This is a genomic window from Cupriavidus sp. F041, assembly GCF_057814235.1.
This window is the reverse complement of the sequence record NZ_JBVASY010000002.1, coordinates 1812506-1830679: the sequence shown is the minus strand read 5'-3', so window position 1 is coordinate 1830679 and position 18174 is coordinate 1812506. Positions and strand designations below refer to the sequence as shown.

Annotated in this window: 17 protein-coding genes; 16 read left to right on the top strand and 1 reads right to left on the bottom strand. The window is 61.6% G+C overall.

The window, feature by feature from the left end:
• The first annotated feature begins 13 nt into the window (after positions 1-13).
• Entirely contained in the window at positions 14-628 is a 615-nt protein-coding gene (locus ACZY0R_RS25715; RefSeq protein ID WP_488862302.1) for a TetR/AcrR family transcriptional regulator, read from the top strand.
• Between the two features lie 25 nt (positions 629-653).
• On the opposite strand, the gene ACZY0R_RS25710 is transcribed toward ACZY0R_RS25715, so the two are convergent.
• Positions 654-1217 carry a TetR/AcrR family transcriptional regulator gene (locus ACZY0R_RS25710; RefSeq protein WP_043346293.1) on the bottom strand — a complete coding sequence of 188 codons (564 nt, stop codon included), beginning with the start codon at positions 1215-1217 and terminating at the stop codon, positions 654-656.
• Between the two features lie 87 nt (positions 1218-1304).
• Here ACZY0R_RS25710 and ACZY0R_RS25705 point away from each other — a divergent pair, with 87 nt between their 5' ends.
• The 15 genes from ACZY0R_RS25705 (at position 1305) to acuI (ending at position 18133) form a co-directional block, all read left to right on the top strand.
• Entirely contained in the window at positions 1305-2447 is a 1143-nt protein-coding gene (locus ACZY0R_RS25705; RefSeq protein WP_488862300.1) for a PAS domain-containing sensor histidine kinase, read from the top strand.
• A 3-nt stretch (positions 2448-2450) separates the two neighbouring features.
• Complete coding sequence (locus ACZY0R_RS25700) at positions 2451-3083, top strand: response regulator (protein WP_488862298.1); 633 nt, start codon at positions 2451-2453, stop codon at positions 3081-3083.
• A gap of 138 nt (positions 3084-3221) precedes the next feature.
• On the top strand, positions 3222-3995 hold the full coding sequence (locus ACZY0R_RS25695; RefSeq protein WP_488862296.1) for an enoyl-CoA hydratase: 774 nt from the start codon (positions 3222-3224) through the stop codon (positions 3993-3995).
• A gap of 50 nt (positions 3996-4045) precedes the next feature.
• Positions 4046-6124 (top strand): 3-hydroxyacyl-CoA dehydrogenase NAD-binding domain-containing protein, encoded by a 2079-nt coding sequence (locus ACZY0R_RS25690; protein WP_488862294.1) that lies wholly within the window; start codon positions 4046-4048, stop codon positions 6122-6124.
• Positions 6125-6152: 28 nt separating this feature from the next.
• Entirely contained in the window at positions 6153-7328 is a 1176-nt protein-coding gene (locus ACZY0R_RS25685) for an acetyl-CoA C-acyltransferase (protein ID WP_488862292.1), read from the top strand.
• 31 nt (positions 7329-7359) lie between these two features.
• A complete protein-coding gene (locus ACZY0R_RS25680) occupies positions 7360-8142 on the top strand; it encodes an SDR family oxidoreductase (protein WP_488862290.1) in 783 nt (260 codons plus the stop codon).
• Positions 8143-8201: 59 nt separating this feature from the next.
• Positions 8202-8990: a crotonase/enoyl-CoA hydratase family protein gene (locus tag ACZY0R_RS25675; RefSeq protein WP_488862288.1), complete on the top strand. Its 789-nt coding sequence runs from the start codon at positions 8202-8204 to the stop codon at positions 8988-8990.
• A gap of 40 nt (positions 8991-9030) precedes the next feature.
• Complete coding sequence (locus ACZY0R_RS25670) at positions 9031-9489, top strand: MaoC family dehydratase (RefSeq protein ID WP_488862286.1); 459 nt, start codon at positions 9031-9033, stop codon at positions 9487-9489.
• Positions 9490-9613: 124 nt separating this feature from the next.
• Positions 9614-10618, top strand: a complete 1005-nt coding sequence (locus ACZY0R_RS25665; protein ID WP_488862284.1) for a Bug family tripartite tricarboxylate transporter substrate binding protein — start codon at positions 9614-9616, stop codon at positions 10616-10618.
• Between the two features lie 21 nt (positions 10619-10639).
• Positions 10640-12535 carry an acyl-CoA synthetase gene (locus ACZY0R_RS25660; protein ID WP_488862282.1) on the top strand — a complete coding sequence of 632 codons (1896 nt, stop codon included), beginning with the start codon at positions 10640-10642 and terminating at the stop codon, positions 12533-12535.
• Positions 12536-12790: 255 nt separating this feature from the next.
• Positions 12791-14512 (top strand): acyl-CoA dehydrogenase family protein, encoded by a 1722-nt coding sequence (locus ACZY0R_RS25655; protein ID WP_488866160.1) that lies wholly within the window; start codon positions 12791-12793, stop codon positions 14510-14512.
• Between the two features lie 36 nt (positions 14513-14548).
• Positions 14549-15529: an NAD(P)H-dependent flavin oxidoreductase gene (locus ACZY0R_RS25650; RefSeq protein ID WP_488862280.1), complete on the top strand. Its 981-nt coding sequence runs from the start codon at positions 14549-14551 to the stop codon at positions 15527-15529.
• Between the two features lie 17 nt (positions 15530-15546).
• The gene (locus tag ACZY0R_RS25645) at positions 15547-16029 is read left to right on the top strand and encodes a putative quinol monooxygenase (RefSeq protein WP_488862278.1); all 483 of its coding nucleotides are present in this window, start codon (positions 15547-15549) and stop codon (positions 16027-16029) included.
• Between the two features lie 296 nt (positions 16030-16325).
• A complete protein-coding gene (locus ACZY0R_RS25640; protein WP_488862276.1) occupies positions 16326-17078 on the top strand; it encodes an alpha/beta fold hydrolase in 753 nt (250 codons plus the stop codon).
• A 71-nt stretch (positions 17079-17149) separates the two neighbouring features.
• Positions 17150-18133: an acrylyl-CoA reductase (NADPH) gene (gene acuI, locus ACZY0R_RS25635; protein WP_488862275.1), complete on the top strand. Its 984-nt coding sequence runs from the start codon at positions 17150-17152 to the stop codon at positions 18131-18133.
• Positions 18134-18174 lie beyond the last annotated feature (41 nt).

Sequence of the window (18174 nt, the reverse complement as noted above, 5' to 3'; positions counted from 1 at the left end):
ACGGAGAGCAGTCTTGGGCGCAGCTATTTCTCTCTCCCGACGTGGAGGCCTCGATAGCTTCTCGATTAGCGACCTTGGCGAAGAGATCGGCGTGTCGAAGAGCTGCATCTACCAGCACTTCGAATCCCGCATCGAGCTTCTCGCAGAGGCCGTCCTTACTTACGCTGAGGCTCTCTCAGCCGACGCGATAAAGGCTGCCGCGCAAGCGCCAAAAGGCTTACGCCGGCTAGTACGCATGCTGGACGTCTGGCTTGGCGACTATGTATTGCGCGGTGGTTGCCTCATCCTGCGCGCCGGCAGCGAATCGGCTGGGCGAGCAGAGAACGCTGTCAGTCTTAGCGTGGCACAGGCGGTAACCACCTGGCGTGGCCTGTTGGCTTCGCAGCTAAAGGACGCCGCGCATATAGGGGAAATCAACCCGAATGTTGACGTTCAACACCTTGTGTTCGAGGTTTTCAGCTTTGCTCTGGGTGTTCAGCATGACCACCTGTTCCTGGGTGATTCAGTGGAATTCCGGCATTCGGTTCTGAAGGGAATCTTCGGCCGTCATGGCATTGAGGTACCGGTAGAGGCGAGCCACCGCGTCTTACCATCCGGCGCGCTCAGGCACGGTCAGACGACCAACTGAAGCCTCCTAACGAAGCCGGCTTTCCTCAGCAATTCTCTTCCAATGCGAGCAATTCCCGCTTGGCGGCAGCCAGTACGGCATCTGAGTGCTTCTCGTCTGCCATTACCCGCGACACCACCAGTGCGCCAATCAGCGCGCTGACCGCGAACAGGGCCTTCTCGGGGTCGCCGCCAAGCGCCTTGTCTATGCGTGCCACGAACTGTTCGATATGGGCCGACATCACTTCGCGCACGGGTTCTTCGGCTCGCGCTACGTCACCGGCCAAGGCCGCGATTGCACAACCTGTTGTACGTGAATCCCGATGTTTGCGACTCAGATAGCTTTTGACAGTTGCGGCATAGTCGGGATGTGTACTGCCTTTCTTCGCTTCGAATGCGGCCGCTCCATCGTCTAGCGCACGCTCCAACGCATGGGCGAGCAGGTCCGCCCGTGATGCGAAGTGTCCATAGAACCCGCCGTGGGTCAGATTGGCGCGGCGCATCAACTTGCCAACGCTGACGGATTCCAGCCCTCCGTCCCGGATTTGCTCCGCCGCTTCACTAAGGATGCGCTCCCTGCTGCGCATCTTGTCTGCTTGAGAATGACCCATGCGTCATACCTCCATCGTTCTCTTGACTTTATACATTGTGCTTGTCATCCTCCTGCATGACAAGCATCATTTAGAAGGGCGGATGTCATGCGTGACACGAACGTTGAACTGGACGACGTTGGCCTTGACGACTACGAAATCCCTTTCAAGGGCATCGTGGAGCAGTCCATCGTTGGCATCTATATCCTCCAGGACGGAAGGTTCCGGTACGTGAACGAGACGTTCGCGCGCATGTGTGGTCTGAAGCGGGAGCGTCTCATTGGTGCCAGGCTACGCGACGTTGCCAATCCTTCTCAGCGCGCGGACCTGATGGCCCAGTATCACCAGAGAATCAAGGGCATCGCGCAGACCGAAGTGTTTGTCATTCGGAGAACAGCGTCCCGCAATCCCGGTTGCTTCGAAATTCACGGCACCCGTGTGAATGTTCATGGTCGACCGGCGATTTTCGGCGTCAGCATCGATATCACCGAGCGAGAGCGGCAGCGCGCCGACCTGGTCGACGCCAGCGAGCGATTGCAGGAACTCGTGGCTAGCGCCAACAACGTAAGGGAGAACGAGCGCAACCGCGTGGCGCGCGAACTGCACGACGTGATTGGCGGCATGCTTACTGCAATTAAGTTCGACCTGTCGAGGCTGTCACGGGGCATCGAGGCACTGGACCGCTGTCGCGAGTCGGGGAAAAAACGCGGTGGCGACTCTTCGTCTTCGCTCGCCTTACTGGCTCTCACTGCGGCTCAGACCCTTCAGCTCACGCAAGAGACTATCGAGGCCGTGCGCACGGTTTCAGAAGGTCTTCGACCGGGGGCTCTGGACCATCTAGGCTTATGCGACACGCTTTCGTTGGATCTGAGCCGCTTCGAGCGGCGCTATGGCATCGCCACGCGATTCCAGACCACGGGCCCGGGGCAGTGCTTGGACCGTAATCGAGAGATTGGCATTTACCGCATCTTTCAGGAAGCCATGACGAACGTAGCGCGGCATTCCAAGGCTACCGAAGTGACGGTCAGCCTCGATTGGGCTGCTGACCGGCTAGAGCTTGAAATCGCGGACAACGGACTAGGGTTCGAAGTGAATTGCGGTGCTTCCGAGGGGCATCTCGGCCTTTTGGGCATGCGGGAGAGGGCGCGCGAGCTTGACGGAACGCTAGTTCTGGATCCCGGACCCCGCTCCGGAGCGCGCGTGAGACTAGGCGTTCCAATTCTGTCGCGCACCAACTTTGAGAAAGGATAGCTCATGATTCGCCTGCTGTTGATAGACGACCACACAATCTTCAGGGAGGGTCTCAAACGCCTGCTGGCAGAGCAGGAGGGATTCGATGTGATTGCCGAGGCCGGTGATGCGTCGGAAGCGCTGGGCCGCGTGCGAGAGCAGCCGTTCGATGTCGCGTTACTCGACGTGAACATGCCCGGCCGCAGTGGCCTGGAAATGCTACCCACCCTGCGGGCCGAGAGGCCAACAATGCCGGTAATCGTCCTGAGCATGTACCCGGCCGAGCAGTATGCGCTGCGAGCGTTCCAGGCGGGAGCATCCGGCTATGTCACCAAAGACATGGATGCGATGGAGTTGGTTGATTCAATCCACAAGGTAGCGCAGGGCAAGCGCTACATAGCTCCTTCCGTTGCGAATTGTCTGCTCGATGGCTTTGACCGCATTGCTGAAAAAACACCGCATGAACATCTGTCGTCCCGTGAGTACGAAATCATGCTCCTGATTGTACGGGGCATCCGATTGACGGAGATTGGCCGGCAGATGTTCCTGAGCGTAAAGACCGTGAGCACTTATCGGTCACGCATCCTGAAGAAGCTTGGCATCACCAGCAACGCCGAACTGGCGCGCTATGCCGTCGAGCATCGACTGATTGACTGAGCCACTGCACCACTGGGGTCTTCACTTCAGAAAACGCTGACAAGTAGCAGAGTCAATTCCGACAGCCAAATCAGCGCCCGACGTCCAAACTCTTCTCAACGACACGACTCCACTGGGGTTGGACTGAAGGAGAGAACGATGACGGCAGACGTGCTGCTGCACCTAGACGACGGCGTGCTGGTCGTGACAATCAACCGGCCGGCGAAGAAGAATGCGCTTACTGCGCAGATTTACGCGGCGCTTGCCGACGCCATCGCTGAGGCGGACCGTCGGGACGACGTGCGCGCCGTACTGCTCCAGGGCGAGGGTGGCAACTTTACCAGCGGCAACGACATCGGCCTGTTCGTGAATGGGCAGACGTCCGAACCCAAGGATTCCCCCGCTGGGCGTTTCCTGCGCGCGGTCATCGCGCTGCACAAGCCCATGGTTGCCTGCGTGTGCGGGCACGCCGTCGGCATCGGGGCGACCATACTGCTCCATTGCGACTACGTCGTCGCCTCCGACGATGCCCGTATCCGCTTCCCGTTCGTCGACCTGGGCCTGTGTCCGGAATTCGCATCCACGCTGCTGCTCCAGCAAGTAGTGGGCCGGAACAAGGCTGCGGAATGGCTACTCCTCGGTGCGACCATTCCCGCCGCCGAGGCGCATCGAGCAGGACTTGTCAATTGCGTGGAACCGCTGGAGACGGTCGCCGAAGAGGCGCTGTCGATTGCAAAGTGCCTGGCCGCAAAGCCACGCCAGGCACTCATGGCGACTCGCGGCCTGATGCGCGAGGCAACCGAGGCGCTCGTGCAAGCCAGCCTCCAGCGCGAAACGGTTGTATTCGACTCCCTGCGCCAGTCGCCCGAAACGCAGGAGATTCTCCGGCGCTTCCTGCAACGCGCGCCGGTCAGGGCGCCTGCTCGCGCCTGAGCCGCGACCAGACAGTCCCATCTGCTACCCCGATCTGCAAAGAACCTTCCATGAGCATCCAGTACACAGTCATCCATGACGTCGCCGTCATCTCGATTGCCAACCCGCCCGTCAACGGACTGGGCTACGACGTGCGCGTTGGCATCATCGACGGCATCGACCGTGCTGCGGCCGACGACAACGTCCGCGCCATCGTTCTAACCGGCGCGGGCAAAGCCTTCTCCGGCGGTGCCGACATGCGCGAATTTAATTCGCCGGAAGCCTGGCGCGAACCGGGCCTCAACACGGTGCTAGTGGCTATTGAGAACAGTGCCAAGCCCGTGGTCGCCGCCGTTCACTCGGTGGCGATGGGCGGAGGGCTCGAACTGGCGTTGGCATGCCATTACCGCGTCGCCGTGCCGAAGGCGCGCATCGCGCTGTCGGAAGTGACGATGGGATTGCTGCCGGGCGCCGGCGGCACCCAGCGGTTGCCGCGCCTGATTGGCCTGGAGGCGGCCACCAACATGATTGTGCACGGAACGTCCATCCCTTCCGAGGCGCTGGCCGACTCCGGCCTGTTCGACCGCCTCGTGGAAGGTGACGTGGTCACTGCCGCCGTGGCCTTCGCGCAGGAAGTCGCGGCACGCCCGGGCCCGCATCCCAGAGTACGTGACCTGACTATCTTCCATCCGAATCCGGAGGGCTACTTGGCGGTAGCGCGCCCGGCCATCGCCGCCCGCTACAAGAATCTTCAGGCCCCACTGCGCTGTCTCGACGCCATCGAGGCCAGCTTCAAGCTGCCTTTCGACGAGGGCTTGGCGCTGGAACGCCGCCTCTTCCTTGAGCTGATGAATGGCCCCGTCTCGAAATCGCTGCGCCATGCGTTCTTCTCGGAACGGGCGGCGGCCAAGTTGGCGGGTGTGCCCGATTCGGTGCCCGAGCGCGCGGTGAACAAGGTAGCCGTCGTGGGGGCGGGCCTAATGGGCAGCGGGATTGCAATGAACTTCCTCAGTGCGGGAATTCCCGTCGTGCTGCTGGACATCTCCGATGAGGCTGTACAGAAGGGTGCCGCCACAATTCGCCGCAACTACGAGGCAAGCCTTAAGAAGGGCAAGCTGCGAGCCGAGGTGGTCGAGGAGCGCATGGCGCTGCTGCAGCCGACCGTGGACTTGGGCAGGGTCGCCGATTGTGACCTTGTAATCGAGGCCGTCTACGAAGACATGGACGTCAAGCTGCGCATGTTCCGCGCGCTCGATGAAATCGCCCGCCCCGGCGCGATTCTGGCGACCAATACGTCGATGCTCGACGTGGAGCGTATCGCCGCTGAAACAGGGCGACCGCAGGACGTGATTGGTTTGCACTTTTTCAGCCCGGCCAACGTGATGCGCCTGCTGGAAGTCGTGCGCGGCGCCAAGACGGCACCGGACGTACTGCAGACCGCAATGCGCCTGGCCCGACGCATAGGCAAGGTGCCGGTCGTGTCGGGCGTCTGTGACGGTTTCATCGGCAACCGCATGCTGGCCAAGTACATCCGGCGCGCCGGCGAACTGCTGGAGCAGGGCGCGCTCCCCGAACAGGTAGACCGGGCCATCGAGGAATTTGGGCTCGCGATGGGTCCCTTCCGGATGGCAGACCTTGCCGGCAACGACATCGGCTGGGCCATCCGCAAACGCCACTATGCCGAAGATCCGTCGCAGCCCCGCTTCGAACTTGGGGATCGCCTTTGCGAGGCTGGCCACTTCGGCCAGAAGACCTCCGCCGGCTGGTACGACTACGAACAGGGTCAACGCAAGGCGTTGCCGTCGGCGCGCACGCGGGCCATGCTGGAGGCGTACTGGAAGGAACGTGGTGTGACGCCAATGCGCTTCAGCAGCCAGGAAATTGTCGAGCGGCTGATTTATGCGTTGGTGAACGAGGGCGCCGCCGTTCTCGAGGAGGGCATTGCGGCACGCGCGTCCGACATCGACGCGGTCTATTTGCACGGGTATGGCTTCCCGGCCTGGCGCGGTGGTCCGATGTTCTACGCCGACACGGTCGGCGTGACGAACGTCCGCCGCACTCTGCGCGCACTGTCGGCGCAAGACCAGAGTTGGAAGCCGGCCTCATTAATCGAACAGCTGGCTGACGAAGGCCGAACCTTCAACGCCTGATTCCCACTCAATCCTACGGAAGACCATCATGAATGAGGCTGTCATCGTTTCGACTGCTCGCACCGGCCTGGCCAAGAGCTGGAAGGGCGCCTTCAACATGACCCATGGCGCCACGCTGGGCGCGCATGCGGTGTACCACGCGGTGGCCCGCTCGGGCCTGGATCCGTCCGAACTCGAGGACTGCATCATGGGCGGGACCTTCGGTGAAGGCACCACCGGCGGCAACATCGCCCGCGCCATCGCCCTGCGTGCCGGCCTGCCGGTGACAACGGGAGGCGTGAGCGTCAACCGATTCTGTTCGTCGGGGCTCCAGACCATTGCGATGGCCGCGCAACGCGTGATTCTGGAGGGCGCCCCAGCCATCGTCGCTGGCGGCGTCGAATCGATTTCCTGTGTGCAGAACCAGGCCAACACCCACATGGCGTGCGACCCTTGGTTGGTCGAGCACAAGCCCGAGCTGTACTGGAGCATGGTGCAGACCGCCGAGACGGTGGCGAAGCGCTACGGCATCACCAGGGAAGCACAGGACGCGTACGGCGTGCGCAGCCAGCAGCGTGCGGCTGCGGCGCGGGCCGCCGGAAAATTCGACGACGAGATTGTGCCGATGACGACCACGATGGGCGTGGTCGACGAGGCGGGTCGCGTCACGACTCGTCAAGTCGTCATCTCCGAGGATGAAGGCATCCGACCCGATACGACGCTGGAGGCGGTGTCGCGTATCCGTCCCGCCTTGCCGGGAGGTGTCGTCACGGCGGGCAATGCAAGCCAGTTCTCGGACGGCTCCTCGGCCTGCGTGGTGATGAACGCGAAACTCGCCGAGCGCCGCGGCATCGAGCCCCTCGGGCTGTTCCGTGGGTTCGCAATTGCTGGCTGCGAGCCCGACGAGATGGGCATCGGTCCCGCGTTCGCTGTCCCGCGCCTGCTGGATCGGGCCGGCGTCAAGCTGGAAGACGTTGGACTGTGGGAGCTGAATGAGGCGTTTGCCTGTCAGGTGCTCTATTGCCGTGACAAGCTGGGCATTCCCGATGACCGGCTCAACGTCAACGGCGGTGCCATCGCGGTTGGTCATCCCTATGGCGTCAGCGGTTCGCGACTGACCGGGCACGCGCTAATTGAGGGCAAGCGCCGCGGCGTCAAGTACGTCGTAGTGACCATGTGCATCGGTGGCGGTCAGGGCGCTGCCGGGCTGTTTGAAGTGCTTTGACAACGTTCTAATCACCAAGAAGGAGACAGCAATGACGGCTGTAGCAAATCTTTTCGACCTGAAGGGCCGCACGGCTCTCGTTACCGGCGGATCCAGCGGGCTGGGCTTGCAAATTGCCGAGGCGCTCGGCACGCAAGGCGCTCGCGTTGTGATTTCATCACGCAAGGCTGATGCGCTCCAGTCCGCGCAGGAGCATCTTGCCAGCCTCGGGGTTGACGCAAGCTGGATTGCGGCCGACAACGCCTCGGAGGACGACATCGAGCGCCTCGCCAACGAGGCAATGGAGCGACTGGGCAAGGTCGACATCCTGGTCAACAACGCCGGTGCGACGTGGGGCGCAAGCGCTGTCGACCATCCGCTGGCCGCCTGGGACAAGCTCATGAACCTGAACGTGCGGTCGATTTTCCTGCTCACGCAAAAGATTGGGAAGCTGTCGATGATTCCCAACCGCTACGGGCGCATCGTCAATCTCGCGTCGATTGCCGGCCTGATCGGCAACGGTCCCAATGCCCAGCCGACCATCGCTTACAACACCAGCAAGGGTGCAGTGGTGAACTTCACGCGCGCACTGGCTAGCGAGTGGGGTCCCTACGGCATCACGGTCAATGCGCTCGCGCCGGGCTTCTTCCCGTCGAAGATGACGAAGGGGACTATCGAGAAGGTAGGTGTCGAGAAGTTGTCGGAGCAGGTACCTTTGCAACGCATTGGCGACGACGACGACCTGAAAGGCGCGGCGCTGCTGTTCGCGAGCGATGCGGGCAAGCACATCACCGGCCAGATCCTGGCTGTCGACGGTGGCATCACAGCGGTTTAAGCGCGGTCTGAAGACATTCATTACGTAACCCAGACGTCCCGAATCGAAGGAAGAACACCATGAGCAACACTGCAGCCACGCCCGAAGTCCGCATGACGGTCGAAGACCACGTCGCGATCATCTCGCTGGACAACGCCGCCAAGAAGAACGCCATCACGCCTGAACTGATGCAGCAGCTTTCGCAGCGGCTGACCGAGTTCGACAACGACGACAACCTGTGGGTGGCCGTGCTCGACCCGGCCGGCGAGCACACCACGGCCGGCCTGGACATGCCGAAGTTCTTCGGCCCGACTGCCACGGCCAAGCCCATCCCGGACGACCAGGTCGACCCGTTCGGACTCGAGAAGCGCTGCCGCAAGCCGCTTATCTCGGTGGTCCACGGAATTACCTACACAATTGGTATCGAGCAGATGCTTGCTTCCGATATCGTGATTGCGGCCGATACCGCTCGCTTTTGCCAGCTTGAATCGAAGCGCGGTATCGCCCCGCTCGGCGGCGCCCACTTCCGCTATCTGACGCGGACGGGTTGGGGCAACGCGATGTACCACCTGTTCCTGTGCGACGAATTCTCGGCAGCCGAAGCGTACCGCTGCGGCTTCGTTCAGGAAGTCCATCCCTATGGCAGGCACCGCGAACGGGCGATGGAGATTGCCCGTCTTATTTGCAAGGTGGCGCCCATCGGCTTGCGTGCGACCAAGGCAGCGGCGCTGACCTATATCGAACACGGCGAAAAGGCCGCCATCGAAGTCATCCCCCAGGTGCGCGACCAGGTATTTGCCTCGGAAGACTTCAAGGAGGGCATCCAGTCCTTCGTTGAGCGTCGCGAGGCGAGGTTCCAGGGGCGCTGAGGCAGCGCTTGCCTTCATTCACGCAGACAGGGGAACAACCATGCAGACTTTTACGTCGATCGAAGCCTTGAAGGCGTTCAGGGGAAAGGAGGCCGGGCCCAGTCCATGGCACCAGGTCAAGCAACACGAAGTGAACCTGTTTGCGGAGGCGACGGGCGACTATCAGTGGATTCATGTCGACCCCGAGCGCGCCCGGCGGGAGTCCCCTTTTGGTGGTCCCGTCGCACATGGCTTTCTCACGCTGTCGCTGCTGCCGATGCTGATGGCCCAGGTGACCAGTTTTGAGGGGATGCGGGCGGGCGTCAATTACGGCCTGAACCGGGTTCGTTTCACCGGGCCAGTACCGGTTGGCGCGAAAGTACGAGTGCGGGCCGTTCTGCACGACGTTGATGACGAAGGGCAGGGTGGAGTGAAAGTGATGTGGAAGGTCACGTTCGAGATGGAGGGCGCTGCCAAGCCCGTCTGCATCGCCGAATCCCTGGCCAAGCTGTACTTCTAGACGAGTCCTCCCGCCGACCACCGACACGATGTGGCGCCGCGACGATGTCAGTCGTGCGCGGCGGCACCCTGCGTCCGGCGGGAATGTCGCCCGTCGTAGAAATATAAATACTGGAGACAACAAGATGGCTTTACTCATTCCAAGACTTGGACGCACCGGTCTCGCCGCTGCGTCTTTGCTGATAGCCGGCATGTGGGGAGGCACCGGGGCCTTGGCTCAGTCACCTGCTCGCACCACGGCCTCAATGATTGTTCCGTATCCGGCCGGAAGCGCGTTCGACATGGTCGCACGGCGGATTCAGTCCGAACTTGGCACGCGCCTGGGCCGGACTGTCGTCGTCGAGAACTTCGGAGGCGCCTCGGGCTCTCTCGGCGCCCAACGGCTGCTCAACGCCGACGCAGAGATGCTGACGATGCTGGTGGCGTCGCCGAACGAACTGACGCTGCCGCCGCTGGCGATGAAGAGCGTGCGCTACAAGCCGGACGACTTCCGCATGGTGGCGCAATTGCAAACGGGCGTGCTGGCCGTCATGGCAAGACCGGACCATCCGGTCAATAGCCTGAAAGAGCTTGTCGACAAGGCGAAGCAACCAGGCGCGCGGCCGCTTTCGTTCGGCAGTACGGGAACTGGCTCCCTCTTCCACATGGTGGGCATCGACTTTGGCAGGCGCCTCAATATCCCTGTCACCCACGTGCCCTACAAGGGTGGCGCCCCCGCGATGCAGGACGTGATGGCCGGCCAGATTGACATTATTTTCCTGCCCCTAATCCCAAGCTACATCCAGGCGGCAAAGGCCGGAAGAATTAAGGTGCTGGGCGTTCTCTCGGCGGACCGGCATGCCGGAATGCCAAATGTCCCGTCGGTTGACGACATCCCGGCATTGCGCGGCTTCCACTATGCGATGTGGACGGGGCTCTTCGTGTCCTCAAAGCTTCCGAAGGCAACCGCGGAGGCTGTCAGCAAGGCGGCTAACCATATCATTGACGAGCCGACCTTTCGCGATTGGGTAGCGGAGCAAGGCAATTCGGTCGGTGCCGTCATGGACCTCGAACAGTCCGCCAGCTACTTCGGCCAGGAGTCCAGCCGCTTCGCGCGTCTGGCAAGCGATATCAAACTCGAGCGCGAATGAACGCGGAAAAACGAGCAACCCATGACCACCTCAATGCCTAAGTACTGGACGTCCGAAGTCCTGCTGAGCCAAGCCGACGTGGCCCGCTTCGAACGAGTCCCGCTTGCGGACCGCGAGCTGCCGGCGTCCACCTACGAGATGCTGATGGACGGCTGTGCTATCGCACCGTCCAAGGTCGCCATTCACTTCTTTACGGACGGCGCACGACCTTTGGAGACCGGCCGCCATGTCACGTACGCCGAGTTGCGCGAGAAGATCCACCAGACAGCCAACCTGTTCGGTGACTTGGGTGTCGGCAAGGACGACGTCGTCTCGGTGCTGATGCCCGCGATTCCAGAGTCGCAATTCGTCCTGTGGGGCGCTCAGGCGGCGGGCATCGTGAATCCGGCCAACTGGATGTTGGAGCCGGATAACCTCATCGAAATGTTCCGCTCGGCCGGCACGAAGGTAGTGGTTGCTTTCGGCGGTGAGGGGAACACGGAGATTTGGGCCAAGGCCGAAGCGGTCGCGCGTGGTCTGCCCTCGCTGGCTGCGGTGGTTCGCGTGGGCGGTTCGGGACCGGCGTCGGTGGAGGGTGTGCCAGTGATTGACTTCGCCGAAGCCGTGGAGCGCTATCCGGCGGACCGCCTTCTCTCAGGGCGGGTTTTCTCGCCCGACGACACCGCGTCTCTTTTTCACACCGGTGGGACGACCGGTGTCCCGAAGCTGGCGCGTCACCTGCACCGCAACCAGGTGTTCTGGGTGTGGGCATCGAAGTACTTGACCGGGTTCGATTCGACTGACGTGCTGCTGGTCGGCGTGCCGGTCTTCCACGTAGCCGGCGCGGTGGTCAGTTGCTACAGCCCGTTGGCGAAAGGTTCGACGGTCGTCCTTATGACGTCGTCCGGATTCCGCCATCCGTCCGTGCTGCCCAATATCTGGCGCATCGTGGAGGCATTTCGCGGGAACATGCTGACGTTTGTGCCAACGCTGGTTAATCAAGTGCTGTCGATTCCCCTCAACGGCGCGGACATCTCGTCGCTCACCTACGTCGCCTCGTCGACTGCGCCGCTTTCGACCACCGTCGCCGAGGCATTCAATCGCATGACTGGCTTGCGTATCCGCGAAAGCTGGGGCATGACCGAGACCACGGCGGTCACATGCATCACGCCGCCCGCTGAGCAGGTCAAGGTCGGCAGCTCCGGTGTACGCCTGCCGTACCAGCAGGTGCGCATCGTGCATCCGGATGGGGAAGGGAAGGCGGCCCGGGACTGCGCGCCAGGCGAACCCGGCCTGGTCATCGCGCGTGGCCCTTCGGTCTTCCCGGGCTACCTGGGGCAGGAGCAGGCAGCGCGTTGGTTCGACGGCGACTGGTTCGACACCGGCGACCTTGGTTACTTCGACGCGGACGGCTGGCTGTGGATAACGGGCCGCGCCAAGGATCTCATTATCCGTGGCGGCCACAACATCGACCCGAGGATGGTAGAAGAGGTGCTGTTCGGCCATCCCGCCATCCAGGATGCTGCAGTGGTCGGCGCCCCTGATGCGCATGCCGGCGAGATACCGGTCGCCTACGTGGTGCTGAAGCCGGGAGCGACGGCATCCGCAGATTGCATACTGCAATACGCCACCGCCCACGTGCCCGAGCGCGCCGCGATACCGAAGTACTGCTCCGTGCTGCCGGAAATGCCGAAGACCTCGGTGGGCAAGATTCAGAAGAACCTGCTGCGCGTCGACGCCATTGAGCGGATGTTCCGCGCCGCGCTCGACAGCATCGGCCGGGGCGCACATACCTCGGTGCAAGTGAGTGACCGGGGCAGCCGAGGGTTTTTCGTCGAGATTCGTGTGCCGCGAGGCGAGGTGGACGACGCTGCGTTGACCGAAGTGCTACGCGGCTTCACCGTCCCATATGCAATTCGACACGCCGAGGAAGTTTAACCGTGAGCCGGAGCCCCGCCGCCGCAAGCCCTGAGTCCGGCACAGACAGACGGGGTGGACCGGCAAACCAACGCCACCTGGGCGAAGCTTGTCTGGGAGATTGGTTACCGCCACGGCAACGCCTGACGTGTCGCCATTCATTGCATCAACCATGAAGGAATCGCTGTGTCTACAAAATACAAGGCTCCCGTCGACGACTATGTCTTTCTGCTGCACGACGTCATCGCGCCCGTCGCGCCGCACGCGCTTGGCGAGATGACGCGGGACGATACGCGTCAGGTGCTGGAACAGGCGGCACGTTTCTTCGAAGAGGTCTGGGCACCGCTGGACGGGCCGGCAGACGAAGAAGGTTGCCATTTCGAAGACGGCGTAGTAAGGACCCCTGATGGGTATCGGGCCGGATACGCCGCGCTATGCGACGCGGGCTGGAACCGGGTCTCGGCTCCAGAGGAATTTGGCGGAACCGGCTTGCCTGAATTGATTGGACAGGCGGTGCACGAGTTCACTGCATCGGCCTGCAATTCGCTGGGACTTTACGCGGGGCTGACGGGCGGGGCGCACGCGACAGTCGGCCGCAACGGCGAGCCGTGGATGCTGCAGCACGTCGTTCCGCCGATGGTGGAGGGCCGCTGGGCCGGTACGATGTGCCTGACCGAGCCGCATTGCGGTACCGACCTGCGCCTGATGAAGACGCGCGCTGTGCCGCAGCCGGACGGTAGCTGGCGGCTGAGCGGCACCAAGACCTTCATCAGCGGCGGGGACCATGACCTCACCGAGAACATTATCCATCTCGTGCTGGCCAAGGTCCCGGACGAGGACGGCCGCATTCGCGAGGACTTGTCGACGGTCCGGCTGTTCCTGGTATCGAAGCGTGTGGTGGATTCTGAAACCGGTGCGCTGGGCGGTCCAAATGGCGTTGTTGTGGCCGGTGTCGAGCACAAAATGGGCCTGAAGGGCAGTGCCACTTGCACGATGTCGTTCGAGCACGCGCTGGCCTATCCGCTGCGTGAGTCGAGTCAGTCGGGCGGCAAGCAGCGCAAGACGTCCGCTGGCATGAGCGGCATGTTTGACATGATGAACTCGGCCCGCCTCGGCACGGGGCTCCAGGCGGTGTCGTCGGCGACAAGGGCCTATGGCCATGCGGCCGACTACGCCCGCGAGCGACTAGCTGGCCGCGCGGCGAAGGCGGAAGACCGCACCGGTGGCGCCGCCGATCCCATCGTGGTCCACCCCGACGTTCGTCGGCTGTTGCTCAAGCAGGCATCCTTCCTCGAAGCTGCCCGTGCTTTGGCTCTGCACGTCCGGACATTGCTCGACGAGCCTGATGATGCGATACGCGCAAACCGGAGCGCAGCCGGCAGTCTGCTGACGCCGGTCATCAAGGCATTTTTCAGTGACCGCTCCTTCGAGTCGGCCAATGACGCCATGCAACTGATGGGCGGCCATGGCTACATCCGCGACAACGGCGTCGAACAACTCGTGCGCGACTGCCGCATCTTCCAGCTTTATGAAGGCGCGAACGGCGTGCAGGCGCTGGACCTCGTGCTGCGCAAGCTTCCGGCCGCAGGCGGGAGGGCGCTGGCCGACTTCCTCGACCTGGTGGACGCTACCGCATCGGAGGCGGAACAGCAGGAGCCACTCCGCGCGTACGCCGAGGCACTGCGGCAAGCCGTGCAGGAAATCCGCGCGTGCGCCAAATGGTTTGCCGATCCCGCGCGGGACCCGTACGACGCAGGCGCATCGTCCAGCGATTTCCTGGCAATGATGGGCATCGTGGCCTGTGCATGGATGTGGCTGCAGATGTCCAACGTCGCGCTTCGTCTTCTGCCCGACGCCGACAACAAGCGGTTCCTCGAACGCAAGCTGGAACTTGCCCGCTACTGGTTCGCGCGCGAACTGCCGCTGGTCTTCGCATTTCGGGAGCGCGTGGAAGTGGGCGCCGCCTGCCTGATGGCGCTGCCTGCCGACCAGTTCTGACCCATCAACATTTCTCTATTCAAAGGAGGCTCGTCGATGAAGACGAAGATTACCGAGTTGTTCGGCATCGAACATCCCATCATTCAGGGTGGCATGCACTACGTCGGATTCGCGGAGTTGGCCGCAGCAGTGTCAAACGCCGGCGGCCTGGGCATCATCACGGCGCTGACCCAGCCGAGTCCAGATGCCTTGGCCCGTGAAATCCGGCGTTGCCGGGAAATGACCGACAAGCCGTTTGGCGTCAACCTCACCTTCCTTCCTGCCCGTGTACCGCCTGACTATCCCGGTTACTTGAAGGCGATTATCGACGGCGGCGTGAAAATCGTCGAAACTGCCGGCAACAATCCGGTGAAGTGGCTACCCGTGCTCCATGAAGCCGGAATCAAGGTGATTCACAAGTGCACATCGGTGCGGCATGCGCTAAAGGCGGAGAGCATCGGTTGTGATGCGGTCAGTGTGGACGGCTTCGAATGTGGCGGGCATCCGGGCGAAGACGATGTTCCCAATTTCATCCTGCTGCCCCGCTCCGCGGACGAACTACGGGTGCCTTTCGTTGCGTCGGGTGGCATGGCGGACGGTCGCTCGCTGGTGGCTGCGCTCGCGATGGGCGCGTCCGGCATTAACATGGGGACGCGCTTTGTTGCAACGCAGGAAGCGCCAGTGCACCAAAAGGTGAAGGAGGCCATCGTCGCGGCGACGGAATTGGATACACGGCTCGTGATGCGCCCACTCCGAAACACTGAACGCGTGCTAAACAATGCCGGGGTCGAGCGCCTACTGGAAAAGGAAAGACGGCTCGGGCCAGACATAACCTTCTCGGATATCGCGGAAGAAGTCGCCGGTATTTATCCGCGCGTCATGAAAGACGGCGAACTCGACGTGGGTGCCTGGTCGTGCGGCATGGTTGCGGGCCTCATTCACGACATTCCCAAAGTCGGAGAACTAATCGGCAGAATCATGCGCCAGGCGGAAGAGATTGTCGCAGGGCGACTTCATGGAATGCTGGGGCGCGGCTGACTATCGGGAGACAGAAAATGCGTGCAATCGTTGCCAAGATTAAAATCAAAGAAGGCCAAGAGGCTCACTTTGAAGCGCTAGCCGCCGGACTGGTTGCGGAGTCGCGCCGCGAAGCGGGTTGCCTGTCTTACGACCTGTGGCGTTCCGACGAAGCTCGTGAATACGTGTTCATTGAGCGCTATACCGACGATGTTGCAACCCAAGCGCACGTCAAGTCCGACCACTATCGTCGAATCGGCCGCCAGATGGGGGCGCTCATGGATGGTGCGCCGACCGCATACCGGCTATCTGCCGCGGAGGTTGCTGGAGGTATGGCACCCGACAATCCAGAATCCGCGGCGGACGGGTGCCTCGATGCAGAGCGCGTCAGACTGGTAGCACAGTGGCTCCGCCATTTCGGGGTCGAGGACGCGAGCGAATTGGACTTGGGCACCCTGGAGGTGATTCGCCAATGCATCAACGACGGCATGCCACCGCCCGACCGGACTGCGCAGGTCTGACCCGCCAACACGGATGTACCCGGTAGTCTTCTTCGACGCGCTGTGCATCAAGGAGCGAGGTTCCGGCAGGGGAGTTTGATGACCTCGAAACGGCAGTTGTTTGACCACTTGCAGCGGGCCAGCACGGTCGCCTGCCAACAACCAACCACGGAGTAACCTAGCCATGAGTGCACAGACCGAGGTCTTGCGCGCCGATGCGTTGTTCCAGCCGATATCAGCATGCTCAGACAAAGTACCTCGCTGTGAATGGTACGTCGTTTGCATATCGGGAACGCGGACCTCGCGGTGGTAAGCCCGTGGTATTTTTTCATCACTTCACGGCCGTAATTGACGACTGGGACCCCAGAATTGTGGACGGTATTGCTACTCGTCATCACGTTATCGTTTTCGACAATCGAGGCGTTGGCGGATCCAGTGGGATTACTCCAAGTTCAGTTACCGAGATGGCTGAGGATTCTGCTTCGTTCATTCGAGCCCTTGGGCACGAAAGGGTGGATGTCTTTGCATTCTCGCTGGGAGGATATGTAGCACAAGCTCTTCCGCTTGCACATTCGGAACTGGTGCGGAAGCTTATCCTTACAGGAACTGGACCGGCCGGAATTGCTCGGGATGGCAATGGTGGTTCAAGACTTAGCGATCTTATGCAAGAAGTTATGGCTAAATGCGCAGCTCTGAATAAACATCCAAAACACTTTCTTTTCTTCCCGCAGACTGAGGTCGGACAAGCCGCTGCGAATGATTTTCTTACGCGTTTGCAGGATAGGAGGGTGGACCGCGTTAAGCCAGTTAGCGAGCAAACGGTGCAAGCGCACGTTGAGGCTATCAAGGCTTGTGGACATGAGGACCCATCGCGTCTGAAAGAGATTGTTCAGCCGACCTTCATTGCAAATGGGGATGATGACGTGATGGTCCCCACGGAGCAGTCCTTTGCGTTGCACAGACTGATACCTAATTCAACCTTGAGCATCTATCCGGGCTCGGGTCACGGCGGAATTTTTCATTATCACCACATCTTTGTGAATAAGGCTCTTGCTTTCTTGGCATGCTGAGGCGGCTCGTTGGAGCCGCACCAAACTTTTATCCTTGCTCAGGCGGTTGATTTACCTTAACGGAGAGAACCATGTTTCGCGCAATTCTACTCAATCAAAACGAAGGAAAGACCGAGGCGTCGGTGCAGACGCTCACCGCGGATAAACTCCCTGCGGGTGATGTTAAGATAGCGATTGATTACTCGACGCTGAACTACAAGGACGGGTTGGCCATTACCGGACGCAGGCCCGTGGTAAGGACATGGCCGATGGTGCCGGGTATCGACTTCGCGGGAACGGTAGAGCAGAGTGCGGACCCGCGTTATCCAGTCGGCAGCAAGGTTGTTCTGACCGGCTGGGGTGTGGGCGAGTCATATTGGGGTGGTTTGTCGCAGAAAGCCGCCGTAAATGGCAGCTTTCTGGTACCACTGCCGGAGGGGCTGAGCACTCGTGACGCAATGGCTATCGGCACAGGCGGCCTTACCGCAATGCTGTGCGTGCTGGCCCTGGAGCGAAATGGTGTGACGCCGGATTCGGGCGAGATCCTCGTGACCGGCGCCAACGGCGGCGTGGGTAGTTTTGCCACGTTCCTACTTGCCAGGCGCGGTTACACGGTTGTCGCGTCCACTGGGCGTCCCACGGAAGCCGATCGACTTCGCGCGCTGGGCGCGTCAGAGATCATCGACCGCCAGACGCTAAGCGAACCGGGTAAGCCACTTCAGCGCGAGCGCTGGGCAGGCGCTGTAGATTCGGTGGGAAGCCACACTCTCGCCAATGTCTGTGCGAGCACTAAGTATGGCGGCACCGTAGCGGCGTGTGGCTTGGCGCAAGGCATGGACTTTCCCTCGACTGTAGCGCCGTTCATCGTGCGCGGCGTCACCCTGGCCGGCGTTGACAGTGTCAATTGTCCTCTACCAGCGCGGATCGAAGCCTGGCGTCAACTTTCTGCAACGCTGGGCGTGAGCGAGTTGCTTACTGCAGTGGAAGAGATCAGCCTTGAGCAGGCGATACCTGTCGCCAAGGAGCTGCTGGAAGGCAAGGTGCTCGGGCGAGTGGTGGTGAACGTGAATAGGTAGGAGAGTATGCCAGTCGGCAACTGCCAGGGTGGTGGTGTTGA

Coding starts and splice junctions, on each gene's coding strand:
- ACZY0R_RS25665 (WP_488862284.1), top strand. CDS start 9,614: ATGGCTTTACTCATTCCAAGACTTGGACGCACCGGTCTCGCCGCTGCG.
- ACZY0R_RS25650 (WP_488862280.1), top strand. CDS start 14,549: ATGAAGACGAAGATTACCGAGTTGTTCGGCATCGAACATCCCATCATT.
- ACZY0R_RS25690 (WP_488862294.1), top strand. CDS start 4,046: ATGAGCATCCAGTACACAGTCATCCATGACGTCGCCGTCATCTCGATT.
- ACZY0R_RS25680 (WP_488862290.1), top strand. CDS start 7,360: ATGACGGCTGTAGCAAATCTTTTCGACCTGAAGGGCCGCACGGCTCTC.
- ACZY0R_RS25700 (WP_488862298.1), top strand. CDS start 2,451: ATGATTCGCCTGCTGTTGATAGACGACCACACAATCTTCAGGGAGGGT.
- ACZY0R_RS25705 (WP_488862300.1), top strand. CDS start 1,305: ATGCGTGACACGAACGTTGAACTGGACGACGTTGGCCTTGACGACTAC.
- ACZY0R_RS25670 (WP_488862286.1), top strand. CDS start 9,031: ATGCAGACTTTTACGTCGATCGAAGCCTTGAAGGCGTTCAGGGGAAAG.
- ACZY0R_RS25685 (WP_488862292.1), top strand. CDS start 6,153: ATGAATGAGGCTGTCATCGTTTCGACTGCTCGCACCGGCCTGGCCAAG.
- ACZY0R_RS25660 (WP_488862282.1), top strand. CDS start 10,640: ATGACCACCTCAATGCCTAAGTACTGGACGTCCGAAGTCCTGCTGAGC.
- ACZY0R_RS25710 (WP_043346293.1), bottom strand. CDS start 1,217: ATGGGTCATTCTCAAGCAGACAAGATGCGCAGCAGGGAGCGCATCCTT.
- ACZY0R_RS25675 (WP_488862288.1), top strand. CDS start 8,202: ATGAGCAACACTGCAGCCACGCCCGAAGTCCGCATGACGGTCGAAGAC.
- acuI (WP_488862275.1), top strand. CDS start 17,150: ATGTTTCGCGCAATTCTACTCAATCAAAACGAAGGAAAGACCGAGGCG.
- ACZY0R_RS25695 (WP_488862296.1), top strand. CDS start 3,222: ATGACGGCAGACGTGCTGCTGCACCTAGACGACGGCGTGCTGGTCGTG.
- ACZY0R_RS25655 (WP_488866160.1), top strand. CDS start 12,791: ATGACGCGGGACGATACGCGTCAGGTGCTGGAACAGGCGGCACGTTTC.
- ACZY0R_RS25645 (WP_488862278.1), top strand. CDS start 15,547: ATGCGTGCAATCGTTGCCAAGATTAAAATCAAAGAAGGCCAAGAGGCT.